A 21,077-nucleotide genomic window follows, 5' to 3' on the forward strand; every position below is an offset into this window, starting at 1 on the left:
TTATTTTTCTTCGTCTTCGTTTTCTTCGTCTACGCTGTAGGCATTGTTCTCTTCATCTTCTTCACCAGTCGCTTCGTCACGGTCATCGGCTTCACTACCTGGTACATCGAGATCGCTGCCGCTGTACGCGTTGCGAAATCCCTTTTCATTGAGCGGATCTCCCTCCTCGTCGGTGCTGTCGAGGGCAGTCGAGCGGATGATGGCATCTTCTTCCTCGGAAGCGTTTGCTGCGGCATCCCGCAGGGCATTGGCCTCCTCGCTGGACACATTCGTATCACCGCGGTCAGCCCGGATATCTTCGTCTTCCGGATAGTCCAGCACACCAACCCCTTCTTCATCGTCGGAAGAGGCCGTGATATCGGCAAATTCCCGCATCCGGGGCACGTGCACATGTTCCTGGCCAGGTATGTCTTTTACCTCAGGCAGATCCAGGGTGACCTCCTCTCCCTGCATTTTTGCTTCGTCTTCCGGGCTATCGGTAAGGTCTTGTTGGCTGACAGGTTGCTTGGGAGTAGCACCAGGCGAGGTGGCGGGGTTCGACTTTGTCTTTTTCATAACTGCTGAGTTTATAGCAACAACGCGCAAAAATCTTATGCCAATCCATCGAGGATGAACTGCCGGAAGGACTGGAGTTTTTTGGCAATGATCTCGCGGGTAGCAACATCTGTCAGGTTACCACCCTTGTCAAACTTCTTGACGGCTTCATTCACGAGCACTTCCGGCTGATAATGAGGTTTCATGCTCAGGTATTGAAATACGGGTAAAAACGATAGCTGCATGCGAACGGTACCCCACAAACTGATGGTGGCGCCCATGAGGGCGACCGGTTTGTGGCGCAGGGGAGCATCTTCCCCACGCGATGCCCAATCGATGGCATTTTTCAACCCACCGGGAATACCGTAATTGTACTCTGGCGAAGCGATCAGAATGCCGTGCGCCGCTGCCAGCTGTTCCCGTAACCTGACCACGGTGGCCGGCCGATCCGCAACGGCAGGCTTGTCCAGATCGGCGTTGTACAGCGGAAGGTCGTCGATCGCAGCGATGGTCAGCGAAACATCTGGGGGCAACATAGCGGCGGCAGCTTGTAATAGAGCGGTATTGTAAGAGCCTTTGCGCAGGCTGCCGGATAATCCTACCAATTGTATATTCATTCCGGTACTGCTAAAAAAACGATGCCCATGAAGGGGTGGCCGGCACAGCCGGCGATGGCGTCCAGCAAGTTAGAGGCTTCATGACAGAAATATGATCTTAACCATGTTTTTTGGCCGGCTGCCGAATTGCGCTGTAGGGTCGAGGTGAGAGGGGTCAAATGTGTGTATTACACACGACAATTGCTACCTGGAGAACTACTTAAAAATCAATCTAAGAATAAGATTAAAATGTATGATTTTTTAAGGTAGCCATTGGGTCGATTGCTATTTTCCCTATCTTTGAAAGGACCGAATGATTCAGAAGCAACCTTCTTTCTCCGTCAACATTGAGCGCCTGCCATATTAAAAGTTTTCCCGATTTTTTGCCAAACGTTATGCATCTGTACCCCGCGACCGGAAACTTTGTCAGCTAACCACTGCACATGCCAAGTATCCATTCAGTAACCTGATATATCTATAAAATCTGATCGCATGAAAAAGCTACAGTACAACTATCTCCCTACTGACGCAACCAGTACCGGGAAGGCAACAAAGGGAAAAACAACAAAAGAAACTGCGAAGCAAGCCGTTCCGGCACCTCCTACCGAGGAGACGCTCCGCCGACTCAATGCGATCGCCAACGAATACCCATTCTGCGTGTATTTCAAGCAAAGCAGTCTTTCCATTTTGTAAGATTTCAACTGTCCATATGTGTGATACCAGCGGCTTCCTCCGGCTGTGTCTGCATGTGACTATGCAATAGTTTTCGACCCGTACACTCCAGCCTTAGAGGCTGACAACAAAACCAACTGCTACAACTCAAAAGGGCCGTCTCAGCAATGAGACAGCCCTTTTTTGCAGGTGACCCGCTTATCCGGCCCGGAAACTGATCGTATGATCATCATCCACCGGCAGGGATTGAAACCAGAGCCTTACGGGGTAATTGCTTCCGGGGCTATAGTCGAAATAAAAGCGATTGTTGTTGGTCAGCTGAAGTACTTCGGCATCGTTCGCGGTACGGTCGATCGTTTTCGTACCACTCCTCCAACCCCGGTAATGTGCTTCACATACTTTGAACTCGAGGGTCTGCTCCTCCTCATCGAATACTACAGAACCATACATTTTCGTGACCGACTGCAGACCACTGTGATAGCCACCATCGATCAGCACCACGAGCTCTGCATTTTTACCATTGGCGTCAAATTTCAGGTACTGACCAGTCTTGAAACCGGTACCCACATACTTGCCATTGTACGAATCTACCACCACTGTGGCAGAGGCATCGCCATGCACCCAGGCGCCGGCCATACCGGTAGGGGCATTGCTGGCGGGCAGGTCGCAGGATTTACTGTTCTTGTCTTTGTCACAACTATTGAACGTGGCCAGCAGGCTGGCCATCACCACATACACGAGTTTACGCATGACTATACTTTTTAGGCTTGATAGAAATTACGGAGCGAAACTACAACCGGCGATGACCAGCGGTCAACCAGGCACTGGCTGAACTGGGCATTCAGGCTGGTGAATTGTAGGCAGCACAGAGGCATTACCTTTGCTGGCATTGGAAATAGAACGGATATGAAAAGATTGTTACTGGTGGCGCTCGGCTGGATGATCGCGTGGCAGGCCGCAGCCCAATTCAACGATTCAACCCATTACCACATAAAGTATAGTACAACAGGCATCATCAACAAAACGAATGACGCCCGTTCTTTCGTGCTCAACAACGTGCTGGGCTTCCAGGTCAGCAAGGAGCGCTTTACGCTCAACAGCACCAATGCCTGGATCTACGGGCGGCAGGGTAATAACCTCACCAACAACGACTTTACGTCGGCACTCAATGTCGATTACCTCAAGAATAAACAAAAGCTGTATTACTGGGGGCTACTCACCTTTACATCCAGTTACTCGCTCAAGATCGACCACCAGTTTCAGGCAGGTGCGGGACTTGGCTACAACTTCATCAATACCCCCAAGGCCGAGCTGGTCGTGAGCGACGGGTTGCTGTATGAAACCAGTAAGCTCAAGCTGCCAGCGGGAACCGACTTCGACCATCAGACGGTGCGCAATTCCCTGCGGATAAAATACAAATGGCTGCTCACAGATATCATCCAGCTGGATGGATTGCATTTCTGGCAACCATCGCTGGAGCGCATCGATGATTATATCCTGCGGTCTACCAATTCGCTGTCTATCAAATTGCGCAAATGGCTGAGTCTTACCACGGCGCTGACCTACAACAAACTGAGCCTTACCCAACGCGAGAACCTGCTGGTCAACTTTGGTATTACGGCAGAGAAGTTTTTCTGAGGCTCCCAGCCTGGCCGCAACAAAAAGGGCCGGCGCGAAGCCAGCCCTGTATTGCAATTTCCAAATAAAACGCGTGTGCTTATTGCGCTTCCACTTCTGCATAAGAGCTAACAGGCTCACAGGTGCAGATCAGGTTGCGGTCGCCGTGCGTGTTGTTGACACGGGCCACGGAAGGCCAGAACTTATTAGCGCGGATATAAGACAGGGGGAAAGCAGCGGCTTGACGGCTGTAAGCATGCTTCCACTCGTCGGCAGTGATCACGTGCTGGGTATGCGGTGCATTTTTCAGCACATTGTCCTTCTTATCGGCCTTGCCTTCTTCTACAGCGCGGATCTCTTCGCGGATGCTCAGCAGGGCATCGCAGAAGCGGTCCAGCTCAGCTTTATCCTCACTCTCCGTAGGCTCGATCATGATGGTGCCCGGTACGGGGAAGCTCATGGTAGGCGCGTGGAAACCGTAGTCCATCAAACGCTTGGCCACATCTTCCGCTTCGATCTCGGCGCTCTTCTTGAAAGGACGCAGGTCGACGATGAACTCGTGCGCACACTGACCATTGTGGTTGGTGTACAGGATCTCGAACTCTTCCTGCAAACGGGCACGCATATAATTGGCGTTGAGGATCGCGTATTCGGTCGACAGCCTGGTACCTTCCTGACCCAGCATGCGGATATAACCGTAGCTGATGAGCAGGATAGAAGCAGAGCCGTAAGGAGCAGCAGATACAGCGCCTTTGCCTTGCAGCGACACGTGGCCGGGCAGGAAAGGAGCGAGGTGTTGCTTCACACAGATGGGGCCCATGCCGGGACCACCACCACCGTGGGGGATCGCAAAGGTCTTGTGCAGGTTGAGGTGACAAACGTCGGCACCGATGAGGCCGGGAGCAGTAAGACCCACCTGGGCATTCATGTTGGCACCGTCCATATATACCTGGCCACCGTGTTCGTGGATGATGTCGGTGATCTCCTTCACGGTTTCTTCATACACACCGTAAGTAGAAGGATAAGTGATCATGATGCCGGCCAGCTCCTTGCTGTATTGAGCAGCTTTGGCTTTCAGGTCTTCGATATCGATATAACCGTTTTCCAGTGCTTTTACAACTACCACCTTCATGCCGGCCATCACAGCGCTGGCAGGGTTGGTACCGTGTGCGCTGATGGGGATCAGCATCACATTGCGGTGACCTTCGCCACGGCTTTCGAAGTAGTCGCGGATCACGAGCAGACCAGCGTATTCGCCCTGTGCACCACTGTTGGGTTGCAGGCTGCAGGCGTCGAATGCCGTGATCTGGCAGAGGTATTCGCTCAGTTCATCAACGATTTGCTTGTAACCAGCTGTTTGATCCTGGGGCGCAAATGGGTGGATCTTGCTCCAGTGTGCCCAGCTAAGGGGGATCATTTCGGAAGCTGCATTCAACTTCATGGTGCAGGAGCCGAGGGAGATCATGGAGGTATTCAGCGAAAGATCTTTGTTCTCGAGTTGTTTGATGTAACGCATCATCTCCGTCTCACTGTGGTGTGTGTTGAACACAGGGTGGGTGAGGAAGGCTGATGTACGGGTGAGGGTAGAAGGCAGGTGATAAAGACCGGCGTCTTCATTCACGCTGAAGCCAGCTACACTGTGCTCGTTGGGTTGATCGAGCAGTAACAGGATGTCCAGCACGTCGCTGTGGCTGGTGCTCTCATCGAGTGAGATACCCACGAGATTATTGCCATAGTAACGGAAGTTGATGCCTGCTTTTTCAGCTTTCGCTTTGATCGCAGCTTCATCGTCTACTTTGATCACGATGGTATCGAAGAAATTGTCGTGCAATACTTCATAGCCTTCAGCTTCCAGTTCTTCTGCTACGGCATTGGCGAGTACGGTAACGCGCTTTGCGATATCCTTCAGACCATCGGGGCCATGGAATACAGCGTACATCGCCGCCATATTGGCCAGCAGGGCCTGGGCAGTACAGATGTTGGAAGTAGCTTTTTCACGTTTGATGTGTTGCTCACGCGTTTGGAGTGCCATGCGCAGCGCGCGGTCACCCTGGGCGTCGATAGACACACCGATGATACGGCCGGGAATATTGCGTTTGAATTCGTCCTTGGCAGCGAAGAAGGCGGCATGCGGGCCACCGAAGCCGAGGGGTACACCAAAGCGTTGGGCAGAACCACAGGCCACGTCGGCACCCAGTTCACCGGGAGGGGTGAGCAGCGTCAGCGCCAGCAGGTCGGTAGTCATTACGACATAAGCTTCTGCCTCGTGTACGTTATTGATGAAGGCGCGGTAGTCCTCGATAGCGCCTTTGTCGTTGGGGTATTGTACCAGCGCACCAAAGTAAGACTTATCGAAAGTGGCGGTCTTGTAATCACCGAATACGACTTCGATGCCTACAGGAATGGCACGGGTAACGATCACATCCTTGGTTTGCGGGAAAGTATCGTTGTCGATAAAGAATTTGGGACGGGTGATATGGTCGTGGTCGCGGTTGAGGGTGTTGAAGAACATGGTCATGGCCTCGGCAGCGGCGGTTGCTTCATCGAGCAGGGAGGCGTTGGTGAGGGGCAAACCGGTAAGGTCGGCCACCATAGTCTGGAAATTCAGCAGGCTTTCGAGACGGCCTTGTGAAATTTCGGCCTGGTAGGGCGTATACTGGGTATACCAACCTGGATTTTCGAAAACATTGCGGAGGATGACGCTGGGTACGATGTTGTCATAGTAACCCTGGCCGATATAGTTTTTGAAAGTCTTGTTTTTGAGGGAAATTTCTTTCAGTTCCTGCAGGTACTCATGCTCACTGATGCCGGCTGGAATATTCAGTGCCTTGCTCATGCGAATAGCCGGGGGCACCGTTTTGTTGATCAGGGCATCCAGATTGGATTCCCCGATCGTTTTCAGCATTTGCTTCGTTTCGTGGTCGCGGGGGCCAATATGGCGACGGATAAATTCGGAGTTTTGCTTTTCAAACAGACTCATATATAGTTTTATATTTCTTGCTTTATTGATGGGAGCAACCGCGGGGAGGCGATGGAGGTGCAGGGAAAAGACTACCTCGGAATCGACCACAAACCTTTTGGTAACCCTTCTAAAAGGGTGCAAAGTTACGCTGATTATTCCAGACGAACAGGTGTTTGCGCAAACCGTGCATATAATGGGGAAAACCCATTGACGTACAGCCGGATAGGGCTATGCACGGATTACCGGTCAATAGACGCAGCCAATGCCGCAGTCGGTTGCATCGCCCTTCCCGGATCCAGCCAGGGCCCCGGCTGGTTATCCCGATGGATCCTGAAGGCCGCTTTCTGCCCACTGGTTGCCTGCGGTATTTCCCCGGATTGCCTGAATATGGCCTGAACCCCCGTAAAATAAGGCGTTTAGGCAATCCGTAGGCAATAAGTGGGCAATCCGTAGGCAATCCGCAGGCAATAAAGAGCTAATTAAAAGGCAGGAGTGGGGATACCAAATATACTTATATCTATTGATAAACAATTGAGTAGCGTTGGATTGAACGCTGCAGTTATTTTGCGTTTGATTTACACAAAATTAGAAAAGCTCCCCAATGAGGCTTACATTTGTGTCAAACGAACGCAAAATGAGTATCTCCGTAGTTATGCCACCACAGCCCGTCGAATCCGGGCACCGGGTGACCGTATTTCTAGCTGGGTCCATCGAGATGGGAACGGCTGTCGATTGGCAAACGCAGGCAATCGCTTTATTTAACGCTTTGCTGCCGGCGGAGGTACAGGAAGACTGGCTGCTGTTGAATCCGCGCCGCCCCGATTGGGACGCCAGCTGGAAGCAGGATCGGGCTGATCCGCAATTTTATGGGCAGGTAAGCTGGGAGTTGGACGGCCTACGACGAGCCGACCACGTGCTGGTGTATTTCGATCCTGCTACCAAAGCGCCGGTATCCTTGCTCGAGCTCGGCGCCTTCCACCAGAAAGCAGTAGTGGTATGTCCGGATGGTTTTTGGCGCAAAGGTAATGTCGATATCTTCTGCGAGCAGTTTGGCGTGCAGCAGATCAAAGACCTGGCGGCGGCGGTGGAGTATATTGTACAGCAGTGTCAATAAATCAATAAGATTGGTTATATTTAGTTGGTTCTTCAATAATAGACCATTACTACCCCTTTGCATAGACCGTATAATATTCATTGAGCGCTATAAACAAAGCGTTTATCAAAACGGGTATATATGCACAACCTTTTGGAGAATATCCTCGAAACAAAGTCCTTTGCAACACGTGATAGCGGGCCACTGCAAGTTCATTCCGGGATCAGTAAGGGACAATGTGAATTCCTGCAGCAACTCATCCGCGCCAATCAATTCAACAGCTCGGTGGAAGTGGGATTTGCCTTCGGTATTTCAACCCTCGCCATCATTGAAGAAATAGCCCGCAACGGAGGATCCCATACCGTCATCGATAAATATGAATTATCTGCCTGGAAAGGAGCGGGGCTAGACCTTGTAGAGCAGGCCGGTTTTGGCCATGCGCTGCAGTTCCATGAAGAATTTTGCTACATCGTGTTGCCTGAATTGCTGGCAGAAGGAAAAAAGTTCGACTTTGCTTTTATTGACTCGACCAAGCAACTGGATTGGCTGCTGGTTGACTTCTTCTACATTGATAAAATGTTGGCACCAGGGGGCATGGTCGTATTTGATGATGTGACCTGCCCCGGGATTCGTAAGTTACTGCGCTACATAGCACAATTTCCCAGTTACCAGGTGCATGCTACCTTTCCAGGAAACCTGCCACCTAGTCGAAAACGTAAAATAGTAACCGCACTTAAATACCTGCCCTACTCGGAGAAGTACATTAAAGAAAATGTTATCAGAACCGATTTCGACATGGGACTTAACACACACTGTGTAGCACTCAGAAAGAAAGGCGACGACAAGCGGAACTGGGATTGGCACGTAGACTTTTAGTGGGGCCGCCAGCTTACCCCAACCCCATTATTTCCTTATTTCAATCCTTGCCATCCACCACATTGCGCAAATACGAAAAAGCCCGTGGCAATGTTTTCCCGAAGAAGTCCCGTTGCCAGCCCGGCGCCAGGCGATCGATCAACAAGAAGATGGCCAGGCCCTCTTCCTGCGACCAGGAAGCTGATCGCTGCAACAGCCACTCCAGCACTACATCCTGCCGCATGCCCTCAGGAGGGTTGGTTAGCATCAATCGGTATTGCGCCCACATGGCTGAACCTTCCAGCGACAGAAAAATATCATCCAGCGGATCATACCCCGCATACTTACCAATAAAGAAATCCTTTTTACGGCTGGTGGCTGTTGCCAACGCCTGCCGTGCGTACTCCTTACAGCTATCTGCGTCTCGCGTAAATACCGCCTTCCACAACAACGACTTTTCAACCAGGAAGCGCTCTTGATTGCTTGATAACGGGCTGCGCGAACGCCAGGCGCGTAATAAATAACACCAGCCAAAGCAAAAGGGCAATCCGGCTCATAATACTGATTTGTAATATCACCATGGGGTAAGGGGGAACGTTGACGAAGGGTAGGGCCCAGGACGTATGAAGTTAGTCATTTATCGGGACAGGTCCTGTCCACTGACAAACCGCGATGCAGCATGTTGTGAGCTATTTAGTAAGGCATATTGATAGCCGTTAAGTTCAGGCGGTAATGTGCTCGTTGCTAAAGCGTTCAGCAACAAGGGCAACCTAGTTGTTACCATTAATCAAGTTCACAACAACCTGCGTAATGATGTCTTTTTCATCAGGCTTGCTTTCTGCGATCATTAAGGTGAGTGCAACCAGTGTGTTGTCTGCAATCCTCTTGAAACCGTCCTCCCTGTAGAGAATACCATTTTTATCCAGAAACCAAACAAACAGGAAGGCCGCAATCCTTTTATTGCCGTCTGAAAACGAATGATTCTTAACGACAAAGTATAGGAAGTTAGCCGCCTTTTCCTCTACGCTTGGATAAAGGTCCGACCCATCGAAGGATTGGTAGATCGCTGCAATCGAACCTTTAAACGATTCATCCTTTTCATTGCCAAATAACTTGCTACCTCCAAATTTATCTTTCAGGCTGTGAATGGCAGACATGGCTTCATCATAAGTTGCTGTGAATAAGGATCGTTGGCGAATTGCCTCAATAGTTAACGTGCGATGATCGTACCTATCCAACACATCCAAAGCATAGGCGTAATCTGACAGAACCTTTAGTAGCCCGGTGGCTTCTTCTGAAGTTAGGGAGGTGGATTCAACTACATTATTAAGGATGCCGACAGTTCGCTTTAGATTTTTTAATTGCTGAACCTGCTCCTGCAAAAATTTTTCATTCAAAGCATATCCTTGTGTCAGGTAGTCCTTTAATATCTTGTTAGCCCAAATACGGAACTGAGTACCGCGAACGGAATTGACTCTATAGCCAACAGAAATTATAACATCCAGGTTGTAACGGGTGACCTTTCGTTTGATCTCTCTGTTTCCTTCTTTTTGAACTTGTGCAATTTTTGCACAAGTTGATTCCTCCTTTAACTCAGCAGATTTATATATATTTTTTATGTGTTTAGAAATAGAAGTTCGATCTGTTTGAAATAGATCTGTAAGTTGTTGCTGATCAAGCCACACGGTATCAAGCGCTAAAGCTACTTCAATGTTTGTCTGACCATCCGCTGTCTGATATATGACGATTTTACCCTGTTCCATAAGCTTACTCAATGTAAATGTTTTCTACATACGGTGTATGGGAAGATTCGGATGTGGTTTATAGGATAAAGTTTCATGACCTATACTTAACTTGATGCTCCCCCATTATTTCCTTATTTTCGGAAGTAAGCCAACAAAACCCATGCACACCAACAACTGCTTAAACTGCCAGGCCCACCTGCAGCCAGAACAGCGTTTTTGTTCCCAATGTGGTCAGCAAACCGCCATCCACCGGTTTTCTATGCCCCATTTCTTCCATGAATTCTTCCATGCCTTCACACATACTGATAAAGGAATTTTCCACTTGTTGAAATGCCTGGTTACCCGCCCCGGCCTCACCGCCCGTGAATACCTGCACGGCCGGCGCAAAGCCTACTTCAATCCCTTCACCTTCTTCCTGATCGTGATGGCCGTGTATGTACTCGTCGATCCGTTTTTCGTACGGTCCATTCCCGAAGTGCATCCGGATCCTGCCATACTCGCCCGCATACCCACGGCCGAAGGCCGGGAGAACTACATCGGCATACTGCACCGGGCCAACCAGATGCAGTACATCCTGACCGGCAAGGCCAATTTCGTGGCCATGGTAGCCGTACCGCTCATAGCCCTCATCTCCTGGTTGTGCTACTACCGGCGCGGGTTCAATTATGCCGAACACCTCACGGCCAATATGCTGTTTGTGGTATTCGCCAACCTGCTGATGGTGGTGCTGATATTTCCGTTAAAAGCGTTGTTGAAGGATAGCCCACTGGGCTACAGGCTGCCTTTTCTCGGCATGCTATTCCAGATACTCTACCTCTGGTGGTGCTACAATGGTTTTTTCCAGCTACACAGCATAGGAGCACGCACCAGGTCATTCCTGGTAAGCCTCTTCGCGATCGCGTTTTGGTTCATGTTCTCACTCACCATAACAGCAATCTACATCTACCAAAGCTGGGATTTCTATAAATTCTTTGGAAGAATATTCGGCAGTCATTAAGCGCAACGATACTGCGCCCAGCAAACGAACCGCGCGGCCTCGCCGGTTATTTACCGGAAGCTTTTACAGTAACAGGCTCTTCCGGCAAGTTACCAGCCTCTACCTCGCGCAGTTGTTCACTCGTGAGTCGGCTGCCGTCATGGCTCCAGCCGGGAGGGCCAAATACATACCCAAACTTCTCTTTCCAGCCAATATCGGCGCGGTTAACGTCTTTGAAGATACTCTGCCACTCATGAAAGACCACCGTCACCGGCGTTTCCTTCTTGATCGGAGAAGTAAGACCGTACTTGATCGGCTGGTATTCTTCCGCAGGCAATTCGGCCTGGAAGGTGCCAAACAGCTTGTCCCAGATGATCAGGAACATGCCCATGTTCTTATCGAGGTATTTTACATTGGAAGCGTGGTGAACCCGGTGGTGCGAAGGCGTCACGAGCACATGCTCGAGCCAGCCCATTTTACCGATCAGCTCAGTATGAACGAAGATGCCCCAGATCTGCGTGGCCGAATACACGAACACTATATCGACAGGAGAAAATCCCATCAGGGCCAGTGGGATGAAATAAATGAAACGGTACAGCGGCTGAAATACAGAAGAACGGAATCCCACGGTAAAGTTCATGTGCTCCGAAGAATGGTGCGTCACATGCACGGCCCAGAAAAGGCGGACCTCATGGTCAAAGCGGTGTAGCCAGTAGTACAGGAAATCTTCCAGCAATACCAGCATGAACCAATACACCAGCACATGGCTGAAGGAGAAGATCTGGTGCCGGTAGAAATAGTCGAGCACGATGATATAAACACCACGGAATAACAGATCAAGTGCCCCATTCATCAACATCAGGTAGCAATTGACAGCCGTGTCTTTCCACGTATACAATTTACGGTGCCGGTAATTGCTGAGCAATACTTCCAGGCCGATGATGATGAGGTAGATCGGAGTACTGATCAGGATCAGTAACTGTTCGCGTAGTGAATCCATGTGGGGACAAAAGTAAGCAACTGGCGGTAAATGTTTTGCCAAAAACTGCAGACGGGTTGGTACTTATCTTGACCACCGATCATATTGTTACTGAACAACATACAAGGAAATTCTAATAGGACGGCACCCTTTCGCACCCACCTTAATAAAAGCTTAAAACGAAAAGTTTACCCGTGGGGGTTATCGACACTGGCGGGTGGTACCCACATCGGCCTGGACTCCCTGGCCCGCAACTGATCACTGGTAGAGCGGCTGCCGTCATGACTCCACCCGGGAGGGCCAAATACGTACATCCATCGTTGCCAGGCGGTAAGCCCTGGTTGTCGCACGTCGCGCCAGATGGCCGACCATTCATGAAAGATAAGATAGGGAATAGTATCATGCTGCGGCTGCGTGGTGAGCCCATAGCGGATCGCTTCGTACTTGTTATCAGGCAGCTCCTCCTGGAAGGTGCCAAAGAACTTGTCCCAGAAAATGAAAGCAGTTCCCATATTCCGGTCGAGGTATTTGACATTGGAAGCATGGTGTACCCGGTGGTGAGAAGGGGTCACAAAAATATACTCCAGCCAACCCAGCTTGCGCACCTTTTCAGTGTGCGTGAGAATAGCCCATATTTCGGTAATGGAATACATCAATAAGATATCGATAGGCTGAAAGCCGAGCAGGGCGATGGGAATGAAAAACAGGAACCGGTACAGCGGTTCAAGTACACCCGCCCGGAAACCAACCGTAAAATTGAAGTGCTGGGAAGAATGGTGGTTGACATGCACGGCCCAGAACAGGCGACAGGTATGCCCTAGCCGGTGCAGCCAGTAATGCATCATATCGACGAGCAGCAACAGCCCCAGCCAATACAGGAATCCATGACCGGCTTGGAAAAAGCGATACCCGAACGCAAACGTCAGCAGGGCAAAACTGACTCCACGCATCACCAGGTCGACCAGGCCGCCGCAAAGACTGAGGGCAAAATTGTGGAAAGTGTCTCGGGTACGGTAACTATGGGTGTGGTGGAGATTGCTGAGGATGATCTCTACCCCAATGATAATGGCGTATAAAGGGGTGGTGATCAATACCAGTAGCTGCTGTGTAAGGGAGCCCATGCCGTCACCCAATCAAAAAAAGTACCATACAATCCTGCCTGGGTTCAGTAACTTGCGGGCTGGAAACAAAATCTAATCAGATTCTAATCGTGTCATAAATCCCGGGGCTGTATAATTGGCTCCTGTGGAATGATTTAGCGGATGCAGATAAATTTAAACGATAACTGGCAAAAAAAAGCGGCTGCTAATCAAAAGCAGTACAAGCAGTTCCTGAAGCAAGCTGACAAAAACAAAGTGTTGAGACAATTGCCCGAACTGCACGAAGAAGCTTTCAGTAAGGTAGACTGTTTACAGTGTGCTGCCTGCTGTAAGAACTATTCGCCGCGTTTTAAAACGCCCGATATCAAGCGCATCAGCAAACACCTTAGGATGAAGGAAAGTGCCTTTATTGATACTTACCTGCGCCTCGATGAAGATGGAGACTATGTCGTGAAATCATCGCCCTGCCCGTTTCTCGGCAGCGATAATTTTTGTTCGATCTATGAGCAACGTCCCTCCGATTGCGAGCGCTTCCCCTATACGGATGAAGATGTGCTGTTGAAAAGACCGCAACTCACTTTGAAGAATGCCAGCTTTTGCCCGGCCACCTACTACGTGATGGAAAAATTGCTGCAAACAACAGCGAAATAATCCGGAAATCGCCACTACCCATTCAACAACTGGTTCACATTATTTGTATTATCAGCGGATATCATTTTGCTCATAGTAGATTTTTAGACGAGATAAACCCAGAGAGCCCATGCACTTGCCAAACCTGATCATAGATCTCGCCCTGATTTTGGGGGTAGCCGGTATTACTACGCTCATATTCAGAAAACTGAAGCAGCCGGTAGTACTGGGTTATATCCTCGCGGGATTACTGGTCGGTCATAATATTCCCTGGACGCCCACCATCTCCGATGAAAAAAGTGTATCCGTATGGGCAGAGATCGGCGTCGTATTCCTGCTGTTTAGTTTAGGACTGGAGTTCAGCTTCAAAAAACTCATGCGCATCGGAGGTACTGCTTCCATTACCGCGATCGTAGAGATCGCCGGTATGCTGGGCATTGGCTTTCTCGTAGGCCGACTGATGGGATGGTCAACGATGGATAGCTTATTCCTCGGTGGTATCCTGTCTATCTCTTCCACGACCATCATCATACGCGCGTTTGAAGAGCTCGGCATCAAGAGCCAGCGATTCGCGGGCATCGTGTTTGGCGTACTCATCGTAGAAGACCTAGTAGCCATCTTATTGATGGTGATCCTCTCTACCGTTGCAGTAAGCCAGAAATTTGCAGGTGGCGAAATGCTGATATCGTTGATGAAACTGGTTTTCTTCCTGGCCGTCTGGTTCCTCTCCGGCATTTTTATATTGCCCACCTTTCTGCAGAAAGCCCGTAAACTCATGAGTGAAGAAACCTTGCTCATCGTATCGTTGGGGCTTTGCCTGGGCATGGTGGTGCTGGCCACCAATGTTGGTTTTTCGCCGGCACTGGGCGCCTTCGTAATGGGGTCTATCCTTGCAGAAACCACCATGGCCGAAAAGATCGAACACCTCATCAAACCCGTGAAGGACCTTTTCGCAGCTGTCTTTTTCGTGTCTGTCGGAATCATTTTTGATCCTGGTACCATTGTCGAGTACAAATGGCCCGTGTTGATCCTTACAGTAGTGACCATCCTGGGTAAGATACTCAGTACAACGGCGGGCGCTCTATTATCGGGCCAACCCTTGAAGCAGTCCTTGCAATCGGGTATGAGTCTCGCACAGATCGGTGAATTCTCTTTCATCATCGCAGGGCTCGGTCTCACCCTCAATGTAACCAGTGCATTCCTCTATCCAATCGCGGTAGCCATTTCTGCCATCACCACCTTTACGACCCCTTACCTCATCAAGTTCTCCGAGCCCTTGTACAATTTGTTGGAGGCAAAACTGCCCCAACGGTGGAAGGCAGCCATCAATCAATACGGTACCGGTGCCCAAACCATCCAGGCCGAAAGCGACTGGAAGATCGTATTGCGCAATTATATCTCCGTGATGGTGGTCAACTCGGTGATAGTGATCGCCCTCGTATTGCTGTCGGAAAAATTCCTATGGCCGCTGATCAGTGAATATGTTTCCAGTCCAACCCTGTCGTCCGTATTTACCTGTTTCATTACGTTGATTGCCGTAGCACCCTTTCTGTGGGCGCTCGCGATCCGTCGCCCGAATTCTTTTGCGTATGCCAACCTCTGGCTCGATAAAAAATACAACCACGGTCCGCTGGTGATGCTAGAAGTGATCCGCAATATCTTACTGGTATTGCTGGTGGGGTTCCTGGTCGATCGGCTCTTCACAGCCATGGTAGCACTGTTTGCCGTATTGCCGGTGATCATTGTAGTATTGCTGATCTTTTCCCGGAGACTGCAATCCTTTTATTCGCGCATCGAAAAGCGGTTCATGTCCAACCTCAACGAGCGGGAAGGAACCACCAATGGCGTACCCGACCTGTCGCCCTGGGATGCCCACATCGCTTATTTCACCATACCGCCCGAGTCGCCCAATGTGGGCCATACCCTGCAGGAACTCGCCTGGCGCGAACGATATGGTGTGAACATCGCGTCGATCGAAAGAGGTAAGCGCACCGTCTATGCGCCTACCCGCAATGAAAAGATCTTTCCCTACGATAACATATCGGTGATCGGTACCGACGTACAGCTCGAAAAATTCCGCACAGTGGTAGAGATGGAGATCACCGGTATCGATACACAAATTGCCAGGGAAGATATTACGCTCAACAAACTGATCATCGATGAACATACCGACCTGCGCGGTAAATCCATCCGCGGATCGGGCATCCGCGAAACCGTCAATGGATTGGTAGTCGGCATCGAACGCAATGGCGAACGCATCCTCAATCCCGACTCTACCACCATCTTCGAATGGGATGATGTAGTCTGGATCGTGGGCGAACGCAAGCAGTTGCAGAAACTAATGAAGGAATAACGTCTTTACCTTTCTGCCTCGTTGACTCACTGCCTTTCCTAATACTCAAACTTCCGCAGCGACGGCGCCTTGAACCACATCACACCCACGACCAGCAAGGTCATGGCGCCGCCAAAGATCACGGAGGGCACAACGCCCAACAGGCGTGCGGCAAGTCCACTCTCCACCTGGCCGATCTCATTGCTCGAGTTGATGAACATCGAGTTGACAGAAGATACACGCCCGCGCATATTGTCGGGCGTTTTTAATTGCAGGATGGTACCGCGGATCACCACACTGATGCCATCGAGCATACCACTGACCAGTAAGGCAATGAACGAGAGCCAGAATACTTTCGAGAAACCGAAGATGACGATGCACAACCCATAACCCGCCACCACATAGAGTAGCGTAAGGCCCTGTTTTCTTTTGATGGGGAAGAAGGTGAGCGACAGGATCATGATCATGGAGCCGATGTCGGTAGCCGCGTTGAGCCAGCCAAAACCAACCGGACCCACATGCAGAATCTCTGCAGCAAAGAAAGGCAGCAACGCTACTGTACCGCCAAACAATACGGCCAGCATATCCAACAGAAAAGCACCCAGCAGATCTTTCGTATTCCAAACAAACTTCAATCCTTCCTTCACACTCTCCCAGGTCTTCTGCTCCGCATTGGTGTGTTGAATGGGCTTGGGTTTAATAAGCCACACGCAGATCGCTGAAATAGCGAGGTAGCCCATCACGATCGGCAAAGTTTGGGAGTAACCGACATAGGCGATCAGCAAACCAGCCGATCCATGACCTAGCACCGAGCCCGACAACCAGGTGGTAGAACTCCAGGTTACCGCATTGGGCAATAAACTTTTGGGAACCAGTTGCGCGAGGAAGGAACTCGTGGTGGGGCCCGAGAAAGAACGGATGACACCCGTGCAGAAAATAATGAGGTAGATGCCATACTGCACGAAGTGCTTGCCCATATTGGCTTCAACCGATGGGAAATTGATGAACAGCAGCGCGGTCACACACAACAGGTACAAGAGAATGCTGCGGAACAGCAGGTTGCGTTTGTTGCTCTTGTCGACCACATGGCCCGAGTACAAGGCCAGGGAAATAGCCGGAATGGCTTCCGACAACCCCACCAGCGATACCTGCAACGGATCTTTGGTGAGCAGGTAGATCTTCCACAACACCATGGTAGCAACCATGCGCATGGCCATGATGAAGAAAAAGCGTTGAATGATGAAGTAGCGGAATTCGGTGATGCGGACGGCGGCGAATGGACTGTTGAGACTGGGCTGTTCGGTTTCCATGGCCGCAAAAATAAAGCATTCCCCGTTTTTGACCGTTGTGGGTTGGTTAACAGGGGGCAAGATAGGGGCTCACCCGTCCGGGATCGTACAAGACCCTTCAGTCAAAAAAACGGCGACGGCCCATGTCATGACATTTTGCTGAAAACTTGGATTCCCCCTGCACGCGACCGTACATTTGCCCCGTTTTGATCGTTTTGAGCAGCCCCCGCACCCGCACCGTTCCCGTACCCATCCCGTACCGTTCCCGTACCGATCCCGTATAAATAGCTCAATGATTAAAACGAGGCCATTTTCACCAAAAACGGCAGGAGGAGATATGCCTGGGGCCAGCAGCGACGGGTAAAAGAGCGTGTTTTGGAGCAACCGGAAGGTACCGCTCCCTACTCGCTTCCATGCCGCTCCCTACTCGCTCCCATGGAAGTGTAATGAAAATAGCACAACTTTTCTAAATCAATCATTTACGCCTATAAATGAACGGATCGTCATGCAGATGGGTTAGCGGGCAACACATATGATGGCGGAGGCCTGGCAAAAGGTAGTCCCTGGAATGCTCAAAGAGCAGCCGCAAAACAAAGCAGATGATGAGATCAGCCAGGATCTCGGCGGCAAAGGTCGGCAGAAACTATCGGATAAAGCAATCCATCAGGGCAAAGTCAGGTAATGCTGTCCGTAATCGTAGTCCTTTTCCAGCGCATCGGTGATCACCTTGAGGTGTTTTTCATTGCCCAGGAAATCGGCATTGCTAGCATCAACAAACAGTGTTTTAATGTTGTGCTGCTTGATGTAATGCGTATAGGTTTCCTGGATCTTGAACAGGTATTCATCGGGAATAGCCTGCTCGTAAGGACGGTTGCGCTTGCGGATGTTGAACTGCAGCTTGTTGACCGGCGCATGGAGGTAGATGAGGATCTCCGGCTGTGTGATCTGCTGATGGATGATATCGAATAATTTCTGGTAAAGGCGAAACTCCTCTTCGGGCAGGTTTACTTTGGCAAAGAGCAGGCATTTGGTAAACAGGTAATCGGTGACCGTGACGCTCTGAAAGAGGTCTTTGGTATGGATCAGTTCTTTGAGCTGTTTGTAACGTTCCGCCATAAAGAACAATTCGAGCGGAAAAGCGTACTGCGTTGGATTCTCGTAAAATTTGCTGAGAAACGGATTGTCTGCAAAAGCTTCCAGGATCAGGCGGGCATTGTATTTTTTAGCCAGCAAATGCGATAGGGTGGTTTTACCCGCCCCGATATTGCCCTCGATAGTAATAAAGTGATAATTCATAAATAAGTGCGGGAATCGTCAACGCCTGCCAAAATAAAGGAAATGGACACAGACCCCGGCATGCTGAAGGCAATTTGTGGAAAAGTTAGATCCCAAATAATTTCACGGGCAGTTCGTCCGGGCAGTCGGTCAGCAATTCGCAGATGGTTTGGTGCAACAGGGGATGGAGGAAGCCGGGTGCAATCTCTGCCAGTGGTACCAGCGCAAACCGCCGGTTTTGCACTTCAGGGTGGGGGACCGTCAGTTGCGGTAGATCGATGACGGCATCATTAAAAAAGATAATATCGATATCGATCACCCGGGGGCCGTAACGTTCCTCCCGGATGCGGCCAAGGGATGTTTCCACGTCCAGCACGGCTTGCAGCAGGTTTTCGGCCGGTAAGGCCGTCTCGATGGCCAGGGCCTGGTTGAGGAAGGCCTGCTGGTCCGTTTTACCCCAGGCGGCCGTTTCGTACACCGACGATTGGCGGATCACCCTTCCACAGCGTTCGTCGATGGCTTTTACAGCCTGTTGCAGGTTTAGGGGCCTGTTTCCCACGTTGCCGCCTATCAGTAAATACGCTTTATTCATATATTGCACAATCCCGAAGGGGCAAATATCTTTGAATTTTGTATTAAAATCAATTAGTTGATGAATAGCTTCCTGAAAATATTCCTGGCTTCCCTCGCTGCGCTTTTTCTGTTTACGGTGATCATGTTCTTCATCACCATGGGCTTTGTGTCGGGGTTAACAGCGCAGAAGAAAGAAACGACCGGCGAAAAGGCCGTCCTGGTACTCGACCTGTCGCAAACTTTCTCCGAGGTGAAGAAAGAGAACCCATTGGCAGGCTTTGGTGGTGGAGATCAATATTCACTGCCTTCGCTCTATGAAACCGTACGGCTGATCCGCTACGCCAAAACCGATTCCTCCGTAAAAGGCATCTATATCAAGGCCGGCGGCAATGGCAATGGATTTGGTGCCAGCGACGAGCTGCGCAACGTACTGCTCGATTTCAAATCCAGCGGCAAGTTCATTTACGCCTACGCCGATGTGATCACCCAGAATGCCTATCACGTCGCCAATGTGGCCGATAAGATCTACTGCAATCCCAAAGGTGGCCTCGACTGGCACGGTATGTCGATGCAGATGGTTTACCTGAAGGGCACGCTGGAAAAACTGGAGATAGAACCGCAGATCTTTTTCGCCGGCAAATTCAAAAGCGCCACCGAGCCTTTCCGCGAAGAAAAGATGACCGACGCCAACCGCCTTCAGTCTACAGTCATCCTCAATGACCTCTATGGTCATTTCCTGCAGCAGGCTTCCAACACCCGCAAGATCGATACCGCCACCTTGCACCAGTATGCCAATGAAAACAGCGTTCGCTACGCACAGAATGCGCTCGACCTGAAACTCGTCGACGGACTGAAATACGACGATGAAGTGAAGGATGAGATCAAGGAACGCCTCAAGGTGAGCAAATACGATAAGATCAATTTCATCACAGCCGGGAAATATGCAGCGGCAGTCGATTATAAATCCACCGGCGAAAAGAAGATTGCCGTGATCTATGCAGAAGGCGATATTGTCGATGGCAAGGGCGACCAGGAAAATATCGGCGGCGATACCTACCGCAACCTGGTCCGCAAAGCACGCCTCGATACTGAAGTGAAGGCGATTGTGATCCGTGTCAACTCAGGCGGTGGCAGCGCCATGGCCAGTGAGAACATCTGGCGCGAGATCAAGATGGCGCGGGAAGACAAACCCGTCGTCGTGAGCTTTGGTGATGTGGCGGCCTCCGGCGGCTATTATATGTCCTGTAATGCCGACAGCATCTTTGCGCAACCCAATACCATCACCGGTTCTATCGGCGTATTCTCCCTGTTGCCCAATATGCAGAACTTCTTCAAGAACAAACTGGGCATGACCTTCGATGGGGTAAAGACCTCCCCCGATGCCGACCAACTGTCGGTGGCCAAGCCACTTACCCCTGCACAACGCCAGTACTTCCAGAATGATGTCGATACGATCTACCATACCTTCAAACAACGGGTGGCCGACGGTCGTAAAAAGAGCCTGGAGTTTGTAGACAGCATTGGCCAGGGCCGCATCTGGAGTGGTACCCGCGCCCTGGAACTGGGACTGGTCGACCGCCTGGGTGGCCTTGATGACGCCATCGAATGTGCCGCCAAACTGGCCCGCATATCGGGATATGGTCTGAAAGAATTCCCCGAGGCACGCAGCCTGTTCGAACGGATCTTTGGCGACTACCAGCAAAACGCCAAACAATCGGCTATCCGGGAAGAACTGGGTGCCAGCGGCATCAAGACCTACAATACCCTCAAGCGGGCTAAAGCCCTGGTGGGCGTTACACAAACCAGGTTACCCTTTGAATTTACCATCGAATAACAAGTTTTCCCGTTG

Annotated in this window: 19 protein-coding genes; 8 read left to right on the top strand and 11 right to left on the bottom strand. The window is 50.5% G+C overall.

Features of this window, described 5'->3' with window-relative positions; genetic code table 11:
• Both P2W70_RS09100 and P2W70_RS09105 read right to left on the bottom strand, forming a co-directional pair.
• The gene (locus P2W70_RS09100) at positions 1-555 is read right to left on the bottom strand and encodes a hypothetical protein (protein WP_276481131.1); all 555 of its coding nucleotides are present in this window, start codon (positions 553-555) and stop codon (positions 1-3) included.
• Positions 556-590: 35 nt separating this feature from the next.
• Positions 591-1,151 carry an NADPH-dependent FMN reductase gene (locus P2W70_RS09105; RefSeq protein ID WP_276481132.1) on the bottom strand — a complete coding sequence of 187 codons (561 nt, stop codon included), beginning with the start codon at positions 1,149-1,151 and terminating at the stop codon, positions 591-593.
• 471 nt (positions 1,152-1,622) lie between these two features.
• Here P2W70_RS09105 and P2W70_RS09110 point away from each other — a divergent pair, with 471 nt between their 5' ends.
• Positions 1,623-1,823, top strand: coding sequence for a hypothetical protein (locus P2W70_RS09110; RefSeq protein ID WP_276481133.1), 201 nt, complete (start codon positions 1,623-1,625; stop codon positions 1,821-1,823).
• A 177-nt stretch (positions 1,824-2,000) separates the two neighbouring features.
• Here P2W70_RS09110 and P2W70_RS09115 read toward each other — a convergent pair whose 3' ends face one another.
• On the bottom strand, positions 2,001-2,552 hold the full coding sequence (locus P2W70_RS09115; protein ID WP_276481134.1) for a hypothetical protein: 552 nt from the start codon (positions 2,550-2,552) through the stop codon (positions 2,001-2,003).
• Positions 2,553-2,708: 156 nt separating this feature from the next.
• Between P2W70_RS09115 and P2W70_RS09120 the strand changes: the two genes are divergently transcribed.
• Positions 2,709-3,440, top strand: a complete 732-nt coding sequence (locus P2W70_RS09120) for a DUF481 domain-containing protein (protein WP_276481135.1) — start codon at positions 2,709-2,711, stop codon at positions 3,438-3,440.
• A 79-nt stretch (positions 3,441-3,519) separates the two neighbouring features.
• On the opposite strand, the gene gcvP is transcribed toward P2W70_RS09120, so the two are convergent.
• Entirely contained in the window at positions 3,520-6,399 is a 2,880-nt protein-coding gene (gcvP, locus tag P2W70_RS09125) for an aminomethyl-transferring glycine dehydrogenase (protein ID WP_276481136.1), read from the bottom strand.
• A 616-nt stretch (positions 6,400-7,015) separates the two neighbouring features.
• Here gcvP and P2W70_RS09130 point away from each other — a divergent pair.
• Both P2W70_RS09130 and P2W70_RS09135 read left to right on the top strand, forming a co-directional pair.
• Positions 7,016-7,495: a nucleoside 2-deoxyribosyltransferase domain-containing protein gene (locus P2W70_RS09130; protein ID WP_276481137.1), complete on the top strand. Its 480-nt coding sequence runs from the start codon at positions 7,016-7,018 to the stop codon at positions 7,493-7,495.
• A gap of 120 nt (positions 7,496-7,615) precedes the next feature.
• Entirely contained in the window at positions 7,616-8,350 is a 735-nt protein-coding gene (locus P2W70_RS09135; protein WP_276481138.1) for an O-methyltransferase, read from the top strand.
• A gap of 40 nt (positions 8,351-8,390) precedes the next feature.
• Here the strand turns inward: P2W70_RS09135 and P2W70_RS09140 are convergent, their stop codons facing one another.
• Both P2W70_RS09140 and P2W70_RS09145 read right to left on the bottom strand, forming a co-directional pair.
• Positions 8,391-8,777, bottom strand: coding sequence for a hypothetical protein (locus P2W70_RS09140; RefSeq protein WP_276481139.1), 387 nt, complete (start codon positions 8,775-8,777; stop codon positions 8,391-8,393).
• 322 nt (positions 8,778-9,099) lie between these two features.
• Positions 9,100-10,104, bottom strand: coding sequence for a virulence RhuM family protein/type II toxin-antitoxin system death-on-curing family toxin (locus P2W70_RS09145; protein WP_276481140.1), 1,005 nt, complete (start codon positions 10,102-10,104; stop codon positions 9,100-9,102).
• Between the two features lie 130 nt (positions 10,105-10,234).
• Here P2W70_RS09145 and P2W70_RS09150 point away from each other — a divergent pair, with 130 nt between their 5' ends.
• Positions 10,235-11,071, top strand: a complete 837-nt coding sequence (locus P2W70_RS09150) for a DUF3667 domain-containing protein (RefSeq protein ID WP_276481141.1) — start codon at positions 10,235-10,237, stop codon at positions 11,069-11,071.
• A 46-nt stretch (positions 11,072-11,117) separates the two neighbouring features.
• Here the strand turns inward: P2W70_RS09150 and P2W70_RS09155 are convergent, their stop codons facing one another.
• Together P2W70_RS09155 and P2W70_RS09160 are read right to left on the bottom strand one after the other, a co-directional pair.
• A complete protein-coding gene (locus P2W70_RS09155) occupies positions 11,118-12,050 on the bottom strand; it encodes a sterol desaturase family protein (protein WP_276481142.1) in 933 nt (310 codons plus the stop codon).
• Between the two features lie 167 nt (positions 12,051-12,217).
• Positions 12,218-13,150, bottom strand: coding sequence for a sterol desaturase family protein (locus tag P2W70_RS09160; protein WP_276481143.1), 933 nt, complete (start codon positions 13,148-13,150; stop codon positions 12,218-12,220).
• A 141-nt stretch (positions 13,151-13,291) separates the two neighbouring features.
• Here P2W70_RS09160 and P2W70_RS09165 point away from each other — a divergent pair, with 141 nt between their 5' ends.
• Together P2W70_RS09165 and P2W70_RS09170 are read left to right on the top strand one after the other, a co-directional pair.
• Positions 13,292-13,780 (top strand): YkgJ family cysteine cluster protein, encoded by a 489-nt coding sequence (locus P2W70_RS09165; RefSeq protein WP_276481144.1) that lies wholly within the window; start codon positions 13,292-13,294, stop codon positions 13,778-13,780.
• 109 nt (positions 13,781-13,889) lie between these two features.
• Positions 13,890-16,112 carry a cation:proton antiporter gene (locus tag P2W70_RS09170; protein WP_276481145.1) on the top strand — a complete coding sequence of 741 codons (2,223 nt, stop codon included), beginning with the start codon at positions 13,890-13,892 and terminating at the stop codon, positions 16,110-16,112.
• Positions 16,113-16,150: 38 nt separating this feature from the next.
• Here the strand turns inward: P2W70_RS09170 and P2W70_RS09175 are convergent, their stop codons facing one another.
• The 3 genes from P2W70_RS09175 to folK form a co-directional block, all read right to left on the bottom strand.
• Entirely contained in the window at positions 16,151-17,401 is a 1,251-nt protein-coding gene (locus P2W70_RS09175; RefSeq protein ID WP_276481146.1) for an MFS transporter, read from the bottom strand.
• Positions 17,402-18,043: 642 nt separating this feature from the next.
• Positions 18,044-18,676 (bottom strand): deoxynucleoside kinase, encoded by a 633-nt coding sequence (locus P2W70_RS09180; protein WP_276481147.1) that lies wholly within the window; start codon positions 18,674-18,676, stop codon positions 18,044-18,046.
• An 85-nt stretch (positions 18,677-18,761) separates the two neighbouring features.
• Positions 18,762-19,247 carry a 2-amino-4-hydroxy-6-hydroxymethyldihydropteridine diphosphokinase gene (gene folK, locus P2W70_RS09185; protein WP_276481148.1) on the bottom strand — a complete coding sequence of 162 codons (486 nt, stop codon included), beginning with the start codon at positions 19,245-19,247 and terminating at the stop codon, positions 18,762-18,764.
• Between the two features lie 60 nt (positions 19,248-19,307).
• On the opposite strand from folK, the gene sppA reads away from it, so the two are divergent.
• Positions 19,308-21,062, top strand: a complete 1,755-nt coding sequence (gene sppA, locus P2W70_RS09190; protein ID WP_276481149.1) for a signal peptide peptidase SppA — start codon at positions 19,308-19,310, stop codon at positions 21,060-21,062.
• Positions 21,063-21,077: the final 15 nt, after the last annotated feature.

Source organism: Paraflavitalea pollutisoli, from assembly GCF_029360705.1.
GTDB lineage: Bacteria > Bacteroidota > Bacteroidia > Chitinophagales > Chitinophagaceae > Paraflavitalea > Paraflavitalea pollutisoli.